The following is a 19,115-nucleotide window of genomic DNA, read 5'->3' as shown; positions in this document are numbered from 1 at the left end:
CGAATCGAACATGCGTTGGCTTCTCCCCGAAGGCGAACGGGAGGAACTTGAGCCGCGTGCGCCACTCGTATTGTGCGATCAAACCGGGACCGGGATGGATTTTAGGAGGTCACCGATCAAGTCTTCGACCACATGACGAGACGCCTGACTGGCAAAATCATCGACCAGTACCCGGTGTGATAACGTACTGACGGCCAGCGCCTTGATGTCGTCCGGGATGACGAAGTCTCTTTGTTCGGTGACCGCTCGCGCCTGGCAACCACGATAAAAGCTGAGCGCTGCTCGAGTACTAACCCCCAACCGAAAACCGCCATCGGTTCTCGTGGCATGAACGATTTTCAACAAGTACTCCTCGAGTGACTCATCGAATCGAACGCTGCGGACCGCTGCTTGCGCATTTAGCACCTCATCAGCCGACACGACGCTATGGATTGAATCGACGGGTTCACCGTCACGGTGTGACTGCAAGACACGACGTTCGCTTTCCGGAGCCGGGTAGCCGATGCTGGTTCGCATCAAAAAGCGATCCATTTGACTTTCCGGAAGGATGTACGTCCCCTCGAATTCGTAGGGGTTTTGAGTCGCCACGACGATAAATGGGCGAGGCAGATCGTATGTTTTCCCGTCGACGCTGACTTGCCCGTCGCTCATCGCCTCCAGAAGCGCTGATTGGGTACGGGGAGGAGCTCGGTTGATTTCGTCAGCGAGTACGACGTTGGCAAAAATCGGCCCACGCGTGAATTGGAAATCTTGTTCGTCGCTGCGATAGATCGAACTTCCGGTAATGTCGCTTGGCAACAAGTCCGGTGTGAATTGAATCCGACTGAATTCGGTATCAATACTTCCGGCAAGTGCTTTCGCGGCAAGCGTTTTGCCAACCCCTGGCACATCCTCGAGCAATAAATGCTCGCCGGCCAATAAGGTCAAAACGATCGAGCGAATTGCTTCACTTTTACCCAGCATCACCGACTCCATATTTTCACGCAGTCGGCGAGCGGTCTCGTAAGCTTGCTCCATCGTTTGTAAAACAAGATTGGGAAGGAAACGGCGAATGAACAGCCAGACATATTAACTCACGTCCAGGCCGACGCGGAACCCATCGTAAAAAGCCGAAATCCCGCCCATTCGGGCATCCCCCCCTTTCGCTGAGATCAGTGCTTGGAGATCAGCGTGTGGAGATGCCAACGAAGTAACATCGTCAATAGTAGCCTTATGCCAAAACACGATTCACAACCATATTCAGCGTCCAAAGACGACGTGCAAAGCCCAGGTCGAAAGTCCGAGGCAGATGGCCTTCCCAGTCCGCGAAGAAGTCTGTTTCGTGCATTCATGCTTTTACTTGCGGCGGTAGCGGTTGCGATCGGGACGCAGTGGGCGGTGCCAGATTTTGATCAGCAGAATGCCAACTTGATCGGAATGGGGGCGATCGCACTAGCAGTCTTGTACTTGCTATTTGTCGTTTACCGAATTGACTTTCGTGCTGGCAATCAGAAGCGGATACCGTTGTTTTTGGCATCGATCCTTGTGATTTCGGTAGTGCTTTTCCGTTTTGAAGGCTTTAGCGGGACCATGTTTCCGTTGTTCAGCTGGCGATTCGCGGATGGAAATCAATATGAACTCGAATCGCTCGTTGATTCAGAGATCGCACCGTCTGCAAATGGCGAAAATGAATCGATATCGCCTGCTTTCGATTCACCTCAGTTTCTGGGGCCGGCACGTAACGGTGTCTACCCACGGCGGGTTTTCGATATCCCATCGGATCCCAAAGACGTGAAGATTTCGTGGAGCCACGGAATCGGGCAAGGCTGGTCTGCGTTTGCGGTCGAGGGCGAATATGCGGTCACGCTGGAGCAGCGAGGCGACAAAGAATGTCTCAGCTGCTACGACTTAGGCGACGGAAAACTGATTTGGATAGTCGAGCATGAGGGCTACCATCACAATACATTGGGTGGGACAGGGCCACGCTCAACGCCAACCATTGTTGATGGAAAGGTTTATGCGACGACGGCGACCGGATGGCTTTGCTGTGTCGGCTTGGCAGATGGTTCGATCGATTGGTCAACAGACCTATTTGAACTCGCCGGTTGGACACAAGTTGAATTCGAAGCTGCCGCACCGTGGGGCTATGCACCATCGCCTCTTGTTGTTGGCAACCTCTGTATCGTTCCCTTGGGCGGCCCCGTCGTCAATGGAAGTTTCAGCAACGACCAAGGAGCATCTTTGGTCGCATTTAACCGAGTCGATGGCGAAATGCTTTGGAAAGCCGGTTCAGATCAGCTCAGTTACGCTTCACCGATGCTGATGACATTTGACGGTTTGGAACAAGTTGTCTCGGTCAATGAAAAGACAGTCACGGGTCACGACGTCGAAACCGGTCGCCAGCTTTGGGAATTCGATTGGCCCGGATCAACCAACACTGGCGCGACATGCGCGGCCGCTGTTTATGTCGCTGACGATCAAGTCCTGGTCGGCAAGGGCTACAGTGGAGGCAGTGCACTCGTCAAAATAGAACGTGAAGGTGACGGCTGGACGACGGAAGACCAATGGCGATCCAGCCGAGTTTTGAAGACAAAGTTCAACCACACCTGTGTCGACGGGATTATCGGATATGGAATTAGCAACGGTTCATTACAGGCGGTCAGCTTGGAAGAACCCGACGTTTATTGGACGCAGCCGCGGAGGAATCGCAGCGGCGAAGGGCACGCCGTGCTTGTCGATGACGTGCTGGTGGTACAGGACGAAGAGGGTGACTTGGTCTTTGTCAGTGCCGCTGTCAACGACTATGTGGAACTTCTTCGTCTTGAAGCGTTAAGCTCAAAGACGTGGAATATCCCCTGTGTCAGCGGCCGGTATATTCTTGTGCGGAACGATCGACAGGTTATCTGCTATGAAATGCCAGCCATCGATTTTATCCCCGCCGATGAAATCGAAGCCGCATTGGAAACCGGAATGCGGGAAGATCAGGCTGAAACAAAGCAAGATGAAACAACCGCGGTTCAGCCATCGACCTAGCGATTGCCGCTTGAACAAATCGCATTTGGCTAAAAGCTAAGAGTCAGACAGTCCAAGGAAATGAGTCGCCAGACCGCTATCGGAGAACGGGTTTCAAGACTGCCTTGGCTATTCGGTCCGTGGACAGACCTGCTGACCTTTGGCGGAAGTTTCTTGTTGGCTCTTCTGGCTCTTGGTGCCGGAGGCATGCTAGGCATTCTTCACCAAGACACACCCGATTGGACTTGGGTGATCGCCATCCTGCTCATCGACGTGGCGCATGTCTATGCGACTGGTTTTCGCGTTTATTTCGACCGCTCAGAACTTTCCAAACGCCCTTGGCTTTATGGGCTGACACCGTTGCTGGCGTTCGCGGTCAGTTGGGCAATTTACAGCGAAAGCTCGACAATGTTTTGGCGCTGTCTCGCATATCTGGCTGTGTTTCATTTCGTCCGACAACAGTACGGCTGGGTTGCGCTCTATCGCAGAAAAGCGAGTGATTTTTCGAGCGTAGGGAAATGGATCGACAGCTCTGCGATTTACTTGGCGACGATCTATCCGCTCGTGTACTGGCACTGTCATCTGCCGCGCCAATTCTGGTGGTTTCAATCGGGCGACTTCACGGCGCTGGCGTTTGATTGGTCTGCATGGTTGCGACCGATCTATTGGACAAGTCTGTTGCTGTATGCCGGCCGATCGATTTTTCGCGGATGGTTTCAGCAAAAATGGAATCCAGGCAAAGACTTGGTCGTAATCACGACGGCCGTTTGTTGGTACGTCGGAATTATCTCATTCAACTCCGATTATGCATTTACGGTTACCAACGTTGTCATCCACGGAATCCCATATTTGGTGCTGGTCTACTGGTTTCAGCAATCAAATGGGCGTGAAGAGACCTCCGATCATCGCGTTTCGCCAGTCGCACTTCGCTTGTCGCGGTTCGTGGGCCTCGTCTGGATCCTGGCCTATATGGAAGAATTGATTTGGGACCGCGGGATTTGGCACGAACGGACGTGGCTTTTTGGAACGCCTTGGAATCTTGATTCGCTGGAGCCGATGTTGGTGCCCCTGCTGGCCGTTCCACAGATCACGCACTACGTGCTAGATGGATTCATCTGGAAGCGGGCGTCGCATCGTTCGGTCGAACGGATCGGGCAATCCGACCCTGCGGCTTAAGAGTTGACGCGTGCGGGCCTAAAAAGAAAGGGGCCCGCTTGCTGCGGATCTTGTCTGAAAGGAATCCGTTGCCGAGATGAACAGCATTGGCTCTTTCGTTCCGGACTGCGGGAGAGAGTAATCTCCCGCAGCTTGTCAGTTGGGTCTATTTGCCCATCGCTTCGACAACGGCTTTGCCCATATCGGCAGGCGTCGGTGCGACAACGATTCCGGCAGCTTCGAGCGCTTTCACTTTCTCAGTTGCGGTTCCTTTACCGCCGCTGATGATCGCACCGGCGTGGCCCATTCGTTTTCCGGGAGGCGCTGTACGTCCCGCGATGAACGCTGCGACGGGTTTCGTCACATGTTCCTTGACGAAAGCAGCGGCCTCTTCTTCGGCCGATCCACCGATTTCGCCGATCATCAAGATGGCTTCGGTTTGATCGTCTGCCTGGTACAGCTTTAGCAGATCGATGTAGCTGGTTCCGACGATCGGGTCGCCACCAAGACCGACGCAGGTGCTTTGGCCGAGCTTCAGCGACGAAGTCTGCCAGACCGCTTCATAGGTCAGCGTACCACTTCGGCTCATCACACCGACCTTACCGGGTTGGTGGATATAGCCGGGCATGATGCCGATTTTGCATTCACCTGGAGTGATCAAGCCAGGGCAGTTCGGTCCGATCAAGACCGCATCGCTGGCGCGAACTTTTTCGTAGACGCGGACCATGTCGATGACGGGGACGCCTTCGGTGATTGCCGCGATGACCTTGATACCGGCATCGAGGGCTTCCATGATCGCGTCGGCCGTGAATGGAGGTGGCACGAAGATCATGGTCGCGTCGGCGCCGGTTTCGTTGACCGCTTCTTCGACGGTGTCAAAAACAGGGATGCCTTCGACGTCTTGGCCGCCCTTTCCGGGAGTGACTCCACCGACCATCTGTGTGCCGTAATCGCGACAGCCGAGGCTGTGGAACGTACCGGCCTTTCCGGTAATCCCTTGGCAAATCACTTTGGTGTCAGAGTTGATTAGGATACTCATTGAATCTTATGCGTTTAGCGAAGTGTTTATTGTCGTTGTCATGAACCAGAGGATTGCTGGGCGATCAGACTCCGGTGGCTTCCACAATTTTCTTAGCGGCATCGGTGATGTCGCTCGCGGTAATGATGTCGACGTCACTTTCGGCAAGCATCTTTCGCCCTTCTTCGACTTCGGTGCCTTCCAGACGGACAACCAATGGGACTTCAAAGCCAACGGTTTTACTGGCGGCGATAACCGCAGCAGCGATCGTGGTGCAGCGTGCGATACCGCCAAAGATATTGACCAGCACGCCTTTGACGTTGGGATCCGATAGCAGAATCCGGAACGCTTCGGTGACTTGCTCTTCGTTCGCGCTACCGCCGACGTCCAGGAAGTTGGCTGGCTGTCCGCCGTGGTATTTGATGATGTCCATCGTCGACATCGCCAAGCCGGCACCATTGACCAAGCAGCCGATGTTGCCTTCCAGTTTGACATAGCTAAGTCCGGCATCGGTCGCACGAACTTCGCTCGGCTCTTCTTCGCTGAGGTCGCGGAAGTCTGCCAATTCGGGATGACGGTACAACGCGTTGTTGTCAAAGTTGATCTTGGCATCAAGGGCGATCATCTTGTCGTCGCCGGTGATGACCAGTGGGTTGATCTCGGCCAGTTCGCAATCGTAGTCGACATAGAATCGGCACATCGCAGGCATGAAACGGGCTGCTGCCTTTGCTGCTGCGCCGGAGATGCCGAGCTTCTTACAAAGCTTACGGACTTGGTAGCCTTCCAATCCGACGTGTGGGTCGAAATGCTCTTTGAAGATCAGTTCAGGGGTTTCTTCGGCAACCGTTTCGATTTCCATCCCGCCTTCGGTGCTGACCATCAAGACAGGTTTCTTTGCGGCGCGGTCGAGAACGATACCCAGGTACAATTCACGAGCAATATCGCAACCGGCTTCGACGAAAACTTGATTGACCGTTTGGCCTTCGGGTCCGGTTTGAATCGTGACCAATTTGTTCCCAAGCAGGCCTTCAGCCGCAGCACGAGCTTCGTCAGCGCTTTTGCAAAGGACGACGCCGTGTTGTTTTGGGTTATCGATGACGGTGCCCTTTCCTCGGCCACCGGCATGAATTTGAGATTTTACCACGGCAATTTTGCCGCCGAGCTTGTGGTAGGCCTGGGCTGCTTCGTCGGGCGTCTTCGCGACGATCCCCTCCAATACCGGCACCCCGGCTTTTCGAAATAGTTCCTTGCCCTGGAATTCGTGGATTTTCATCGGTCGTCCGATCGCGTATGTGGGTCGCTGTGAGTTTGAACTCTTGTCTGTGGTGCCCTGGCATGAAGGTACCATTTGCGGGAATATACGCTTGGCGAGTGACGATCGGAACCATAGGAACACTCGCCAGAACCCACCTTGCAGCGAATTCTCGTCCAAATGGCTCAGATGAACCGCCCAACTGTGATTCTGTTGAACGATGACGATAACGTCGCAATCGCAGTTGCCGATCTGTCGGCCAAAACCTCATTCGAAATTGGGCCGCATCGATGCGAAACGAAGAACGCCATTCCGCGTGGGCATAAAGTCGCCGTTACCGATATTCAGCCGCAAACATTGGTGCTGAAATATGGGCAACCGATTGGGAAAGCGACGGAATTGATCCCGGCCGGATCGCACGTGCACAGCCACAACTTGATCGATCACCACGACGTCGCCGAAAAGGTACTTTCTACCGATCCTCCAGAACGCCCGGCAGCGATCCGGCGAACATTCCAAGGTTACGTCCGTCCAGACGGGCGCGTTGGGACGCGGAACTATGTCGCTGTACTTTCGACGGTCAACTGCAGTGCGACCGTTTGTCATAAAGTCGTCCAACGCTTCGATGCCGATCGACTGCGTCGTTGGCCAAATGTCGATGGAGTCTTTGCGGCAACACACACCACGGGTTGCGCGTTGGCTTTAGGTAGCCGAAAGCATCAGATGATTGGTCGCACGATGGCGGGCTATGCCAACCATCCCAACGTCGGTGCTCGACTGATGATTGGTTTGGGATGCGAACAGAATACCCCAGGCTATTTGGCGGAGCATCATGGGGTCATTCCGTTGCACGCCCCCGATGGGACTCGGCTCACCGCGGATCATCGGGTCCCGGTATTGACGATGCAAACCGAAGGTGGCTCTGCGGTGACGATCGATCGCGCCGAGAAATTGGTTGAACAGTTACTTGATCAAGCCAATCAGTTTGAGCGAACCACCGTTGATGCATCTTATTTGACGATCGGTGTCGAATGTGGAGGTAGCGATGGGTATTCGGGTATCACCGCAAATCCAGCCATTGGAGCGGTCAGCGACCGCGTGGTCGCATGTGGCGGGACATCAATCATTTCCGAGACGACCGAGCTGTATGGCGCCGAACACTTGCTCTGCCAGCGAAGTCGCACCCCAGCGGTCGGCCAAAAACTAATCGATTTGATTCGTTGGTGGCAGGATTACGTCGCCTTCTATGGTGGACAACTTGATAACAATCCCTCGATCGGGAACAAGGCTGGTGGGTTGACCACGATCACCGAAAAGTCACTGGGGGCGGTATCCAAAAGTGGTCGAACGGCCTTGGAGGCGGTTTATGACTACGCCGAGAAGGTTTCGAGCAAGGGGCTTGTCGTCATGGACTCGCCCGGTTTCGATCCGGCAAGCGTCACAGGGAAGGTTGCCGGTGGTGCGAACTTGATTTTGTTTTCAACAGGGCGCGGTAGCTGTTTCGGGTGTAAACCCACGCCGGTCATCAAGATCGCTTCGAATAGTGAACTGTTCCAGCGAATGCCGGACGATATGGATTTGAACGCAGGTGAAGCGGTTTCGGGAACATCGATTGAGGAGCTTGGTGAGCAGTTCTTCGAGTTCGCGTTGAAGGTCGCCAGCGGAGCCTCTACTGCAAGTGAACGCAACGGCTTTGGCGACCAAGAATTCGTCCCATGGACCGTCGGCCCGGTGCTCTGATCTTGGTTTGCTTTCGGAGCCAGTGTCCGCGAGTGGGGCGGGCGCAACGTACTAAACTAGCTGATTCGTCGAAACTCTTATGCGAGGAGATCGACGTTGGTGAAAGTATGTGAACATCACGTGTCGGTTCAAACTTGCGTTGGTTGGACCACACTGGTTGAAGAGCGATCAATTGGCATGATTGCGGCGTTGCTTTTGACGCGAACACGGGTGTCACGACTACTTGCTGACTGTTTGAAGCTCTGGAATTCGGTTCGGCATAGGTTTTGCTTGACCGATCTCTAGAAACCATATTCAAAAGCCCTGTCAGTAAGGTACCGAGCAATGCATCATCGAAATCCAACACGATCCGCTTTATCCACCTGCCTTCGTTTCACATTTCTTCCAGCGTTCTTGTTGGTAGCGGCTCCCGCCTCGGCCCAGACCGAAACTGCGGTGGTGGTCCGGTCGTCGGAGGATATCGTCGTCGCGCTCACAAAAATCGAAAAGGATCTGGAGCGGCTTGAACGAGAGCCGGTGCAGGCGAGCACCATCAACGGTCGTCCGGTGCTTGGCGCGGTCTTGGAAGATTCTCCGCTTGGTGTCGAAGTCGTCTCTGTAGTCGATGGCAGTGCGGCTGCGTTGGCAGGTTTGGTGCCCGGCGACAAAATTGTTGAGATCGATGACTTCGACATCGAAATCCCTAGTGATGTAACCGATGCCATTTCCAAACACCCAACCGAACGTCAGTTGCGTCTGAAGTGGATTCGTCATAACCACGAGCACGAACGTTCGGTTGTATTTGTTGCTCCAGCCATTGAAGATCGAATCGCGGAACCTGCGGTTGTTCAAATGGAGCACGACGAATTACATCGCGAAGTCGTCGAGCTACGCAGTCAGGTACGAATCTTGACACAAGCAGTCAAGGCGTTGGCGACTCTCCATCGCGATCCAGTTGGAATCCGGTAAGGCATCCGCGTCTGACAATCGAGTGCTTTGCTCTGCCAATACCCTCGGCGATTGCCTTGACTGATTGACTTCAATCAGATTGCCAGCCACCTGCGTCTCGGAAGCATCAAGTCCACTTCGGTGGACTGCTTTTCTACAGACGCACTTCGAATGATGAATGACTCGCACTGTCGCGAAGATACCGGCGCCGAATCCGCCGCGTTTCGCATTCAAATGTTTTGTTCGCGAAGCGTTGCACTGCGCTGTTGAAAGCGGTCGAGAACACCTTCAGGGTGAGCACCAAACAGATAAAGCAAATTGCGATCGCGGCAGGGGCAACAGCCCACAGCGTTTTCATTGTTCGCAAGGCCGACTCTTTGGTACCGCCTTCTTTTAAGTGATACGTTTCGAATTGCCTGCGTATGCTTCTTGGCTTTCTTGTCAGTTCCCGTTTCCACTGTTGGGCGTCCAAGCTCGCATGCGATGCGGCATCGACAGCCAAAGGCAAGGGAATGACGCGATTGATTGCGTACAGCGGTACTGTTCCGATGGCAACGATGACGAGACTAAAAATCAGCAGATCGGCGAACAGGCTGGATATCGCTCTCGTTTCACGAGCGAGGTAGGAAAGTCTTATCCGACCCTTTGAGTCGCAGCAGTTAGACCGAATTGATGACCAAACTTCAGGTGGTAACACGCTAAATACAACAAACACTGCCGCGAATAATGCGAAAACGTTGATCATCCAAAGCATCTTCACTACCTCAGAGGCTGCACTGGCACCCCCCTAGTGTACCGGTGGACGTTGATCGGGATAAGTAGGCAGGTCAATGTTGTCCGCCGATTTCTTGCTAGCGGTAAGTGTACGGTTCGAAATCGTCGGAATGCTTCTCCCTGTATTTCAAAAGCGCGGGAACTTCTTGTGGGAGTAGCGTTCGAATCAGCCCTAACTTCATGAAATGGTTCACCACTTTATCGCTGTGTTTTTTCGCCTGCTGGCATGCACCCTCTTCGTTCATCGTATTCGTGGCGACACCCTTTATGCGCTCGACGTGTTTCTCGATCGCGACTTCCATTCGCTGATCATTCACGACCGCTTCGACTTCTCCTAATCCGCCATCGTACAAAGAGAGCGCTGCCATGTGCTCGCGTGGCATGTACGTGGTGATAATCGTGCTGCGGTCGCCTTCAAACGATAAAAACTCGGTCGTGACTGCTTCCGTCGATTTGACAGGGTCTTCGCCTTTAACTGCTGTAACGACGACCATCTGATGTTGCCATTCACAAAGGGCAATCATGAAACCATCTTCGTGTAGGGCCACTGCTTCGTACTGCTGCCGTAAACCGAGACATGGGCGCCGTTGAAAACTCACCCAGCGAAAGCCTTTCAGTTGATTCGCGAGCCCTTCAAACGCAATCCGTGCTTGGGCGGGCATTTCTTCGAGCGTTACCGGTTCCGCATTTTTACAAACCGCGTTTATCGCATCCGTTCGGCCTTTGAATTTGCTCACCACTTTGATCGCGATCACTGCAATCAACGCTAATGGAAAGAAGATCTGGGATTTGACCATCTTTAGAAGCACGCCGAAGGGGACATTGGTAACATCTTCGGTTAAGTAGTCTTGGTGTGAGATACTGGCAGTTTCATTCATGAGCTGTAGCTGTTGCCTTGCTATTTGACGAATACAATAAAAACGAAGAAGGATTCCGATGTCTGATAAACAACCTCCTCCGACATCACGCACCTACATTCATGACCGCTGCGAACAACCGACGATTGTCGCGAAGGAGTCATTTGCCGCCGTCGCCAGTCCATTGTCAGGCGTTGAGCAAACGTATTGTAACGCTTGTAAAAGCATGTATGCGGTAGACGAGTATCGCTGGGCCGACACGAATGAAAAACTTACCGATTACTACAAGCGTCACGGGAATGGCGCAAACGCGCTGGATCGATTTATCGCATCGAGACACTCTTTAATCGCTGCGTTGGTTGTTGCAATTGGTTTGGGAATCGCAATGGCAGTCATCGCGAACACAATTCAAGGAACCGATTTGTTAACATCGATCTTTATCGGAATAGGTGTTTGCGTGTTAGCCGTTACGGCGATGGCTACTGTTATCGTTTCGGTATTGACGCCAATCGTTCACCGACGCGTCTGCAATGTTTCTGATCCACGTCACCTCATCTAGCCATCCGAAGGTCAGGCATAGCCCGCTTTGGCGTGTCCTTGCCATTGCGATTGTCGCTCCAATGGTCTCTTTACAACGGCTTGGTATTGCGAGTCCTATCGATAGTCGCTTCGGTTTATGGCACCGCAACGATTCCGACCGAGTGATCAGAAGGGAAATTCCCGATGAATCGGTGCTGTTTTCTCGCGAGGAAACTGCATCCCTGCTGCCTCGGCATCGGCAATTCGCTGTAAGATTAAAGGGTTCAACTACCCCAGACGCAGCGAATGATGATGGCAGCGACGAATCCCAATTTAGCGTTGGCGAGTGGTTCATCGGAAAATGATCCGTCCAACAACGCGAACCCTCGCCCCTTCGGCCCGGGAACCCTCGTTGCGGATATTCGCGGAGGACTGGTCGTCTTCCTTGTCGCTTTGCCATTGTGTTTAGGGATTGCCTTGGCCTCTGGAGCGACCGGGGACCCCGACGCGCTGCCTTTGATGAGCGGTCTGATCGCAGGGATCGTTGGCGGAATCGTCGTCGGAATGATTAGTGGCTCACACACCAGTGTTAGCGGTCCGGCAGCGGGCCTGACTGCCATTGTCATCGCACAGGTTGAAAACTGTGGATCTGTCGAAGCCTTCTTGTTAGCCGTCGTCATCGCCGGAATCTTGCAGATCGTGATGGGGATTTTCAAAGCCGGCGCCCTCTCGGCGTTCTTTCCAACAAGCGTGATTAAGGGGCTATTGGCCGCGATCGGTGTAATCCTGATTCTCAAGCAGATCCCACACGTCGTCGGGCATGATAGTGATCCCGAGGGTGAGATGTCGTTTGAACAACCGGACAAACAGAACACTTTCACCGAACTCGCTTCGATGTTGGAGGACTTTCATCTTGGTGCTGCCGCAGTCGGTTTGCTTTCCGTCGGACTACTGATCATTTGGCAGAAATCGAAGCCCTTGCGAGAGTCCCTGGTTCCGGGACCATTGGCAGCGGTTCTGTTTGGTGTGGCGCTTCATCTGTTTTTCATTTCACTCGGCGGCCCGTGGGCGATTGGCACCGATCACCTTGTGCAAATTCCTGTTGCCGGATCATTTCAAGAACTTGGTAGCTCACTGAAGTTTCCGAGCTTTGGTTCATTGATGAATCCAGCGGTTTACGGTGCGGCGATCACAATTGCGATCGTAGCGTCACTGGAAACGCTGCTTAACCTTGAAGCTGTCGACAAGCTAGATCCGCTACGAAGAAGTTCGCCGCCCAACCGGGAATTGGTTGCTCAAGGGGCGGGGAATATTGTTTCGGGGCTATTGGGCGGTTTGCCGGTGACGAGCGTGATTGTTCGGGGCAGCGTCAATGTCAACATTGGGGCAAAAACAAAAGTCAGTGCGGTCTTTCACGGGCTGCTCTTGGTCGGAAGCGTGATGTTGATTCCGCAGTACTTGAATATGATTCCGCTTTCTGCGTTAGCGGCCATTCTGTTGGTCACCGGATTCAAGCTTGCCAGTCCGACTCTGTTCAAACAGATGTGGCGAGAAGGACGCTATCAGTTCTTGCCATTTATCATCACGCTCGTTGCGATTGTTTTTTCCGATTTGCTGATTGGAATCCTGATCGGTCTGACAACCAGTGCGTTGTTTATTTTGAATAGCAACCTTCGTCAGCCGCTTCGTCGGGTCATCGAATCACACTTGGACGGTGAAGTTACTTATGTGGAACTTGCGCCCCAGGTTAGCTTTTTGAATCGCGGCGCGTTGGACAAGCTGTTTTCGGAGGCAAAGCCGAAAACAAACTTGCTGATCGATGCGACCCATTCTGATTACATCGATCCCGATGTGCTTAGCATGATTCGTGAGTTTAAAGACCGTACAGCACCTGCGCGTGGGATCAAAGTCTCTCTACGCGGCTTTCGTGAAAAGTACAAACTGCAAGACGAGGTTTTGTTTGCCGACTACGCGACTCGCGAATTGAAAGAGCGCATCACACCAGAACAGGTTCTGATGATGCTTCGTGAAGGCAACGCGAGGTTCCATACCGGTCAACGTTTGACTCGGGATTTGGGGCGTCAAATCAACGCGACAAGTATGGGCCAAAACCCCTTCGCTGCGGTGCTCAGTTGCATCGACTCCCGAGTGCCCGTGGAATTGATTTTGGACCAAGGAATTGGTGACGTCTTCAGCATTCGTGTCGCCGGAAATATTATCGGCACCAAAACGCTGGCCAGTCTTGAGTATGCCGTAGCCGTAAGCGGAGTGAAATTAGTTCTCGTGCTGGGACATACCCGTTGTGGTGCCGTGACGAGTAGCGTTGAACTGGTCGGCCGCGGAGACGATGTTGGCGAAGTCACCGGATGTTCTCATCTTGGTGCGATCGTTGACGAAGTCGCAGCCTGTGTTAGCGAAGAGGAGTGTCGTATCGCAAACGCTTTACCTGAAAATGAAAAGGTCGCGTTTGTCGATGAGGTCGTCCGGCGGAACGTGCTCTTGACCGCCGATCAAATTCTGCATCGTAGTGATGCGATTTCCGCAGCAGTGGTGGAGGGCAGAGTCCGAGTGGTCGCTGCAGTTTATGACATCGCAAGCGGAAAGATCAGCTTTTTCGAAGAAGAGTCATGGTCGCGAGACAAACTGAATTGCTGAATCGGCGATACGAAGAAGACCAGTCGTCGCGTCATGCTACGCAAAAACGCTGCGAATTAGTGGAATGTATTTTTGCCAAATGGCTAACGATACCCTAAACTGGGACCCTTCTCACCGCGTTGCCTCGCGCGGGCAGTTGGCTTGTCACAAAACTACGGTCGATGTGAACGGATTCGGTCATGTTTTGAAATTGGATGTACCTTTTCTAATCGACTCGAATTTGGCCTAACCGCGGATCTCCTATTCAATTGTTTAGCGTCATTTGCGGGATAGCAATTGACGACACCTGAATCGCCCCTACTTCGGCAACGGCCTCGGATGGACGTTTTTTGGTGACAGTTGTTCTTGGTTGAACCTACAACCCACCCGGTTGTTCATTGTGACAAGTATTCCATCGGTATCGATTTTTTGAAGTCGCTAGTGATAGGGCACCAAGTGTGCTTAGCGTAGAAAGTTTTGCGTCGAAAGCTCTGAACCCGTTTCACGACTGCATCATTGCAACCACGCCCCGCAAGCGTCCCAATTCAATCCTCCAGTAGCAGAACAAATATGAAGGCGCGCAACAGAACCCGATTGATTGGGATGAAGCAAAGGACTTGGATCGGGATCGTCGCTTGTTGGTTCACACTCACACTTCAATCGGTGTGTTTTGCCCAAATTAATCCACTGCTTGGGACTGGCGGGCTGTCTTACCCCTCGCAGCAATATTACATGGCGCTAGAGGTCTACCGGTCAGGTGATCTCGAGTCTGCATTGGACGCTTTTGACATCGCTATCGGCCGGACGCGTCGCGATATCAATGGGCACTGGATCGACGCGATCCCTGTCTATGCGATGATGGGAGAAGCTCAATATTTTTTGGGTGACCTTGAATCAGCTATGCAAAGCTACGACATGGCGCTTAAGATCGCGATTCGCCATCGACGGCAACAATGGCTTGCACGACCGGTGTGGACTGAAGTATTGCAGACTTCAGCAGTCCAAGCATCGAAGCAGTTTCTCTGGCCCGAGGCACAAGCGATTTCGCTGGCGCCCATTTCTAAGTCGGTCAAGTATTACTCCGGTGAACAGCTGACCGAACAGACGTTTCAAACACCTGGGACGATCGAAGAATTAAACATCAAAACGATCGATTTGGTCGAAGTGATGCGTGGCTTGGCTTTGGCTTCCTACCGGAGGCGAATCATCCTTGGTCCGCTTGCGGAGAACGACCCGTTGGCGACTGAACTGATCGAAAGCACCAAGTATCCTCGGGGATTGAATGTTCCGATCGCAATCAATTTAATCGGGTGCATGCGAGCTGCGGAGCGGTTCGGTGCCAAGCAAGATGACCGAGCGATCGAAGATGCCGCGAAAGTCTCGGTGGACATGGGACGCGTTCATTCGATGGCGCCTGTTGTCGGCTTGTGCGCTGCATCTGCTATCGCCGGAACTGACAAGCCGGAAGCCGCTGTCCCGATTTGTTTGCAAGTTGCCAACCAGGCTGCTGCTCTCGGGTATTACGAATTAGTTGGTGAAGCATTTCAACTGGGAGCAGGCTGCGCAAACGCACAGAGCGCCGCGATGATCCAGAATGCGGCGCAAGTCGCGGCAGCTGGCTTGTTGCGGAAGTCTCGATTGGCCACGCTTCATATCTTGCTGGCCGCTGCAGACGCAGCCGTTACTGCTGGTGACTTGCAATCGGCAACTGCTCGGCTGGGGGAAGCGAGAACGATCGCGGTACGACGAGATGTGGCTCAGCCCCGTTTAGATGCTTATGGGGCATACATTGCAGCAAGAATCGCAACGCGCCAAGCGATCGTTAGCGATGCTCGCGGCACTGCCAAACCGTGGGAGGAACCGTATTCGCAGTTGGTCAACTTTGTCACCAATAGTCGACTGCGCCGCCGCAATTTAATCACGATGCCGCGACTGTATCAGCTACAGCGTGTCCGAATGCTACTCGGTGGCAACATGGATACGCAATCGTTAGAAGGTCTGCTGCGTCTATACTCAAGCGATCCGACTATCGATGTCTGGTATCGTGACCCGGTCAATGCGATTGCTGGTCACATTGGAAATGCTGAAGCTTTGCGATTAGCTCGGCTCCGCACAGCGGCGTCACGTGAAAGTGCACAAGACGTTCTGCTAAGAATGGACGAACTGTTATGCGGTCGTCTGGACAACCAACTTGCGATCGGTGGGCGAATCCATCAAGTCCGATCGCTTTCCAGGCTTCCGGACGACATGCTTGAAAAGCAGGTCGTTGAATTTCGAAACACCGCACCCAAAGCTGTCCGGGACCTTCGGGCGGCGACGAAGGCCATCGCCGATGGCAACGTTGCAGACCCCGGGATGGTTGATCAGAATCTTGCCGCAGTCGAAACCGATGCTTGGCAGATCGCGCTCGATCGATATGTCTTTCCACGCGTCGTCCCGCACGTTCTCGATGATAAAAAGCCGATCGAACCACTAAGTTCCGACGTCGCGATTCTGGCGTTTTACCAAGATAATGGGGTTTACCATGTTGTCCTTTGCACCAAGCAAAAGGCAAGTTATTGGTCGATTAAAGGTGGGCCGCGACTTGGTAATGACATCGCAAAGATCACTCGCGGTATCGGTGCGTCCCAATCACGTGGGGCTCGATTGCCAGAGAACGATAATTGGCGGAAAGACGCGGCAGATTTTCGTGACCGATTGATTCCGTCCAGTGTGGCACCGCTATTAGAAGATCGTCTCAACGGGATTAAACATCTGGTCGTTGTTCCCGATGGCTTGCTTTGGTACCTGCCATTTGAGTTGCTGCCGACCGAAGATCCAGAATCGCAATTGCTGGGCGATGCGATCACCGTCACCTACGCCCCATCACCATCACTGGCGATTTTCCCAACAGCACCTCCATCGACAAAAGGCACCATCGCGTTAGCCGCCGGTAAGATTCTTTCACCGCGTGACGCGGACGTAAACGCGCAGATGGTGCAGTCGATCGCTGACGCGGCAACGGCTGGCGCTGTAGGATTGCCAGCTGAGTTTGCTTCGCCGACCAGTCGCTGTGGACTCGTTGCTTCGCATTTGGTCGTCGCTGACACGACCGTTCCGAATCCGAAATCTACTTTGGATTCCCCATTGGCAACCTATGAAATGTCAATGCCACAAGGACGCCTGGGTGATTGGCTGCGCACGGCGGCACCGACTCCTTCGAGCGTATTCCTATCCGGATTCCGATCTAATTTGGAAACGCCACAACAGGTTTCGGGAAACGAAATCGGGATGACGTTAATGGCTTTGCAATACAGTGGTGTCCAGGATGTCACGCTTAGCCGCTGGGCAGTTGGCGGCGGTTCAACATCCATCTTGCTGCGAGAGTATGCGCAGGAGCTTGGATTTCTTTCTCCCGGCGAGTCTTTCACGCGAGCAAAGGACGTGCTTCGTCGAAGCGAGTTGGACCCCAATGCGGAACCAACACTCAGCAAGAGCGACCTGGAGCGGAGCACGCTAACAGGTAACGAACCGTTCTTTTGGGCTGGCTACCTGCATGCCTCCCCGGTCCTAAGCAAATCGAATAACTAATGCTTCGTTCCAACTCGGTTTTAGGAATAGCCGATTGGGCATTAGCCCCGGTTGCTCGTGTGAGAACCGCGGCTAACGCCGTGCGGCTGATAGGCTGCAACTAGATCCTCGAATTAGCCGATTGGCGTTAGCCACGGTTGTCTGTGTGGGAACCGCACGCTAGCGCGTTGCGGCTGATGTGGCTGCAACTGGATTCTCGTATTAGCCGATTGGCGTTAACCACGGTTTCAGTCCAATAACCGGGGCTAACGCCCGTCGGCACTGACCGGCTCGATTGACGTGGATCGATTGACGTGGATCGATTGACGTGGATCGATTGACGTGGATCGATTGCTGATGCGTTGCTTACGCTTGCAGCGGTTGCCGTCCAAGCATACGACGTGAATCGGCCAGCTGTCCGTAATGCATGAGCGGATGCATTGTCATCATCATGCAGCAGCCGCCGATCGTTCCAAACATCATTTCGCGTCCTTCGGGGCAGTTTTTTGTCGGCGAATCTAAGTCGGAATCGCTGAGCCCTTCCAGTAACGCCAACGTCTGCGTGCGAACGGCATCAAACTTGGTTCTTACTTCGTCCCACGATGGATAGACGCTTTCATCAGTTGGCGGATCCTGGCGAGCACCGAAGACTGGTTTCCAGTCAATCAGTGGGTTGTCGTTTCCTTTAATAATATGCTCGACAATGTTTGCCTCGGCATAGGTCAGGTGCCCAAGGATCCACATCGGTGTATTGCCGCCGTTGGACGTTGGCGGCTGAAACGGTGTCTCCTTCAAATCATCGATCAACGCCAGCGTAATCATGCGGCTGGTTTCAAGGCTTCGGCGGATGTAGTCAACAGTCGACATCGGAAACTCCAAGGGGAGAGGATCAACAAAGGGAAGTTGGTTTGCAGATCGTTTCAAAATCTGAAAATGCTATTCATCAGGCAAAAGAGAAACGATGTAGTCGCGGGTGTGATGGACGCAGTCGCGGACGATGGATGGATCCTTGCGAGCTTTAGCCAGAAGTAACGCGCCTTCGAGTGACGCGATGCAGAGGTCCGCTAGTGACTTTGCATGCGTTGCGTTTGTGTTGACAAAGGCATCATTGATCAGGGTCGCGATGCTCTCGTTCCAGGCATCGAAGTAGGCGGCAGCACGCTCGCGCACCTGGGGGTGCGTATCTGAAAGTTCAAGTGCCAGAACCCCAAGGAAGCATCCGTTGGGCGAATCGCTGGATTCAACAACTGTGGCGAAAAAATTTAAGTAGCCAACGAGTTTCTGCTTTGCCGTTGGTTGATCCATGTAGCCAGACTTGATCGAACGGTCACGCATCATGTTCATCCATTCATCCAAAGTCGCGCACGCGGCATCTTCCTTCGATTTGAAGTGGTGAAAGAAGCTTCCTTTGGAGACCTCGGCTCGGGTGCAAATTGCGTCAACGGAAGTTCCGCCGTAGCCACGTTCGAGAATCAAATCTCGAACGGCTAGCATCAAATTTTCTCTCGCAGATTCAACCATTTCTATCTCTGTACCGACTAGTTGGTATGCGTAGGATACCGACTGTCCGGTATGGAGTCAAGTTGCTGTTTTGTTGCTTGCCCGACACGCGGTCGGGCGTGGCGGATAAGATCGTGTTGCTCGCATCCCATTTCCCGCCGCCGTCCGCCTGATCACGGACGGTCCCGCCTCGAACCAG

General features: G+C 53.4%; 14 protein-coding genes. 7 read left to right on the top strand and 7 right to left on the bottom strand.

The genetic code is table 11. The features are described from left to right. Positions 1–78: 78 nt before the first annotated feature. Positions 79–975 (bottom strand): AAA family ATPase, encoded by an 897-nt coding sequence (locus LOC67_RS24355; RefSeq protein WP_410001175.1) that lies wholly within the window; start codon positions 973–975, stop codon positions 79–81. Positions 976–1,212: 237 nt separating this feature from the next. On the opposite strand from LOC67_RS24355, the gene LOC67_RS24350 reads away from it, so the two are divergent. Further along, positions 1,213–3,012: a PQQ-binding-like beta-propeller repeat protein gene (locus LOC67_RS24350; RefSeq protein ID WP_230265448.1), complete on the top strand. Its 1,800-nt coding sequence runs from the start codon at positions 1,213–1,215 to the stop codon at positions 3,010–3,012. 60 nt (positions 3,013–3,072) lie between these two features. Then, positions 3,073–4,167, top strand: coding sequence for a hypothetical protein (locus LOC67_RS24345; RefSeq protein WP_230265447.1), 1,095 nt, complete (start codon positions 3,073–3,075; stop codon positions 4,165–4,167). A 145-nt stretch (positions 4,168–4,312) separates the two neighbouring features. Here LOC67_RS24345 and sucD read toward each other — a convergent pair whose 3' ends face one another. Next, positions 4,313–5,185 carry a succinate--CoA ligase subunit alpha gene (sucD, locus tag LOC67_RS24340; protein ID WP_230265446.1) on the bottom strand — a complete coding sequence of 291 codons (873 nt, stop codon included), beginning with the start codon at positions 5,183–5,185 and terminating at the stop codon, positions 4,313–4,315. 64 nt (positions 5,186–5,249) lie between these two features. Next, the gene (gene sucC / locus LOC67_RS24335; RefSeq protein WP_230265445.1) at positions 5,250–6,437 is read right to left on the bottom strand and encodes an ADP-forming succinate--CoA ligase subunit beta; all 1,188 of its coding nucleotides are present in this window, start codon (positions 6,435–6,437) and stop codon (positions 5,250–5,252) included. A 168-nt stretch (positions 6,438–6,605) separates the two neighbouring features. Here sucC and LOC67_RS24330 point away from each other — a divergent pair, with 168 nt between their 5' ends. Together LOC67_RS24330 and LOC67_RS24325 are read left to right on the top strand one after the other, a co-directional pair. Beyond that, on the top strand, positions 6,606–8,156 hold the full coding sequence (locus tag LOC67_RS24330; RefSeq protein WP_230265444.1) for a UxaA family hydrolase: 1,551 nt from the start codon (positions 6,606–6,608) through the stop codon (positions 8,154–8,156). Between the two features lie 324 nt (positions 8,157–8,480). Then, positions 8,481–9,104 (top strand): PDZ domain-containing protein, encoded by a 624-nt coding sequence (locus tag LOC67_RS24325; RefSeq protein ID WP_230265443.1) that lies wholly within the window; start codon positions 8,481–8,483, stop codon positions 9,102–9,104. A gap of 133 nt (positions 9,105–9,237) precedes the next feature. Here the strand turns inward: LOC67_RS24325 and LOC67_RS24320 are convergent, their stop codons facing one another. Then, the gene (locus LOC67_RS24320) at positions 9,238–9,828 is read right to left on the bottom strand and encodes a hypothetical protein (RefSeq protein ID WP_230265442.1); all 591 of its coding nucleotides are present in this window, start codon (positions 9,826–9,828) and stop codon (positions 9,238–9,240) included. Positions 9,829–9,934: 106 nt separating this feature from the next. Continuing rightward, positions 9,935–10,735, bottom strand: a complete 801-nt coding sequence (locus tag LOC67_RS24315; protein ID WP_230265441.1) for a hypothetical protein — start codon at positions 10,733–10,735, stop codon at positions 9,935–9,937. Between the two features lie 58 nt (positions 10,736–10,793). On the opposite strand from LOC67_RS24315, the gene LOC67_RS24310 reads away from it, so the two are divergent. The 3 genes from LOC67_RS24310 (at position 10,794) to LOC67_RS24300 (ending at position 17,437) form a co-directional block, all read left to right on the top strand. Continuing rightward, a complete protein-coding gene (locus LOC67_RS24310; RefSeq protein ID WP_230265440.1) occupies positions 10,794–11,273 on the top strand; it encodes a hypothetical protein in 480 nt (159 codons plus the stop codon). Between the two features lie 272 nt (positions 11,274–11,545). Next, complete coding sequence (locus LOC67_RS24305) at positions 11,546–13,888, top strand: SulP family inorganic anion transporter (protein ID WP_230265439.1); 2,343 nt, start codon at positions 11,546–11,548, stop codon at positions 13,886–13,888. Between the two features lie 582 nt (positions 13,889–14,470). Continuing rightward, positions 14,471–17,437 carry a CHAT domain-containing protein gene (locus LOC67_RS24300; protein ID WP_230265438.1) on the top strand — a complete coding sequence of 989 codons (2,967 nt, stop codon included), beginning with the start codon at positions 14,471–14,473 and terminating at the stop codon, positions 17,435–17,437. A 345-nt stretch (positions 17,438–17,782) separates the two neighbouring features. Here LOC67_RS24300 and LOC67_RS24295 read toward each other — a convergent pair whose 3' ends face one another. Continuing rightward, a complete protein-coding gene (locus LOC67_RS24295; protein ID WP_230265437.1) occupies positions 17,783–18,283 on the bottom strand; it encodes a DinB family protein in 501 nt (166 codons plus the stop codon). Positions 18,284–18,352: 69 nt separating this feature from the next. Continuing rightward, positions 18,353–18,910: a TetR/AcrR family transcriptional regulator gene (locus LOC67_RS24290; protein WP_230265436.1), complete on the bottom strand. Its 558-nt coding sequence runs from the start codon at positions 18,908–18,910 to the stop codon at positions 18,353–18,355. Positions 18,911–19,115: the final 205 nt, after the last annotated feature.

Origin of the sequence: Stieleria sp. JC731 (genome assembly GCF_020966635.1) — a bacterium.
Taxonomy (GTDB): Bacteria; Planctomycetota; Planctomycetia; order Pirellulales; family Pirellulaceae; genus Stieleria.
This window is presented reverse-complemented; position numbering and strand designations above follow the sequence as displayed.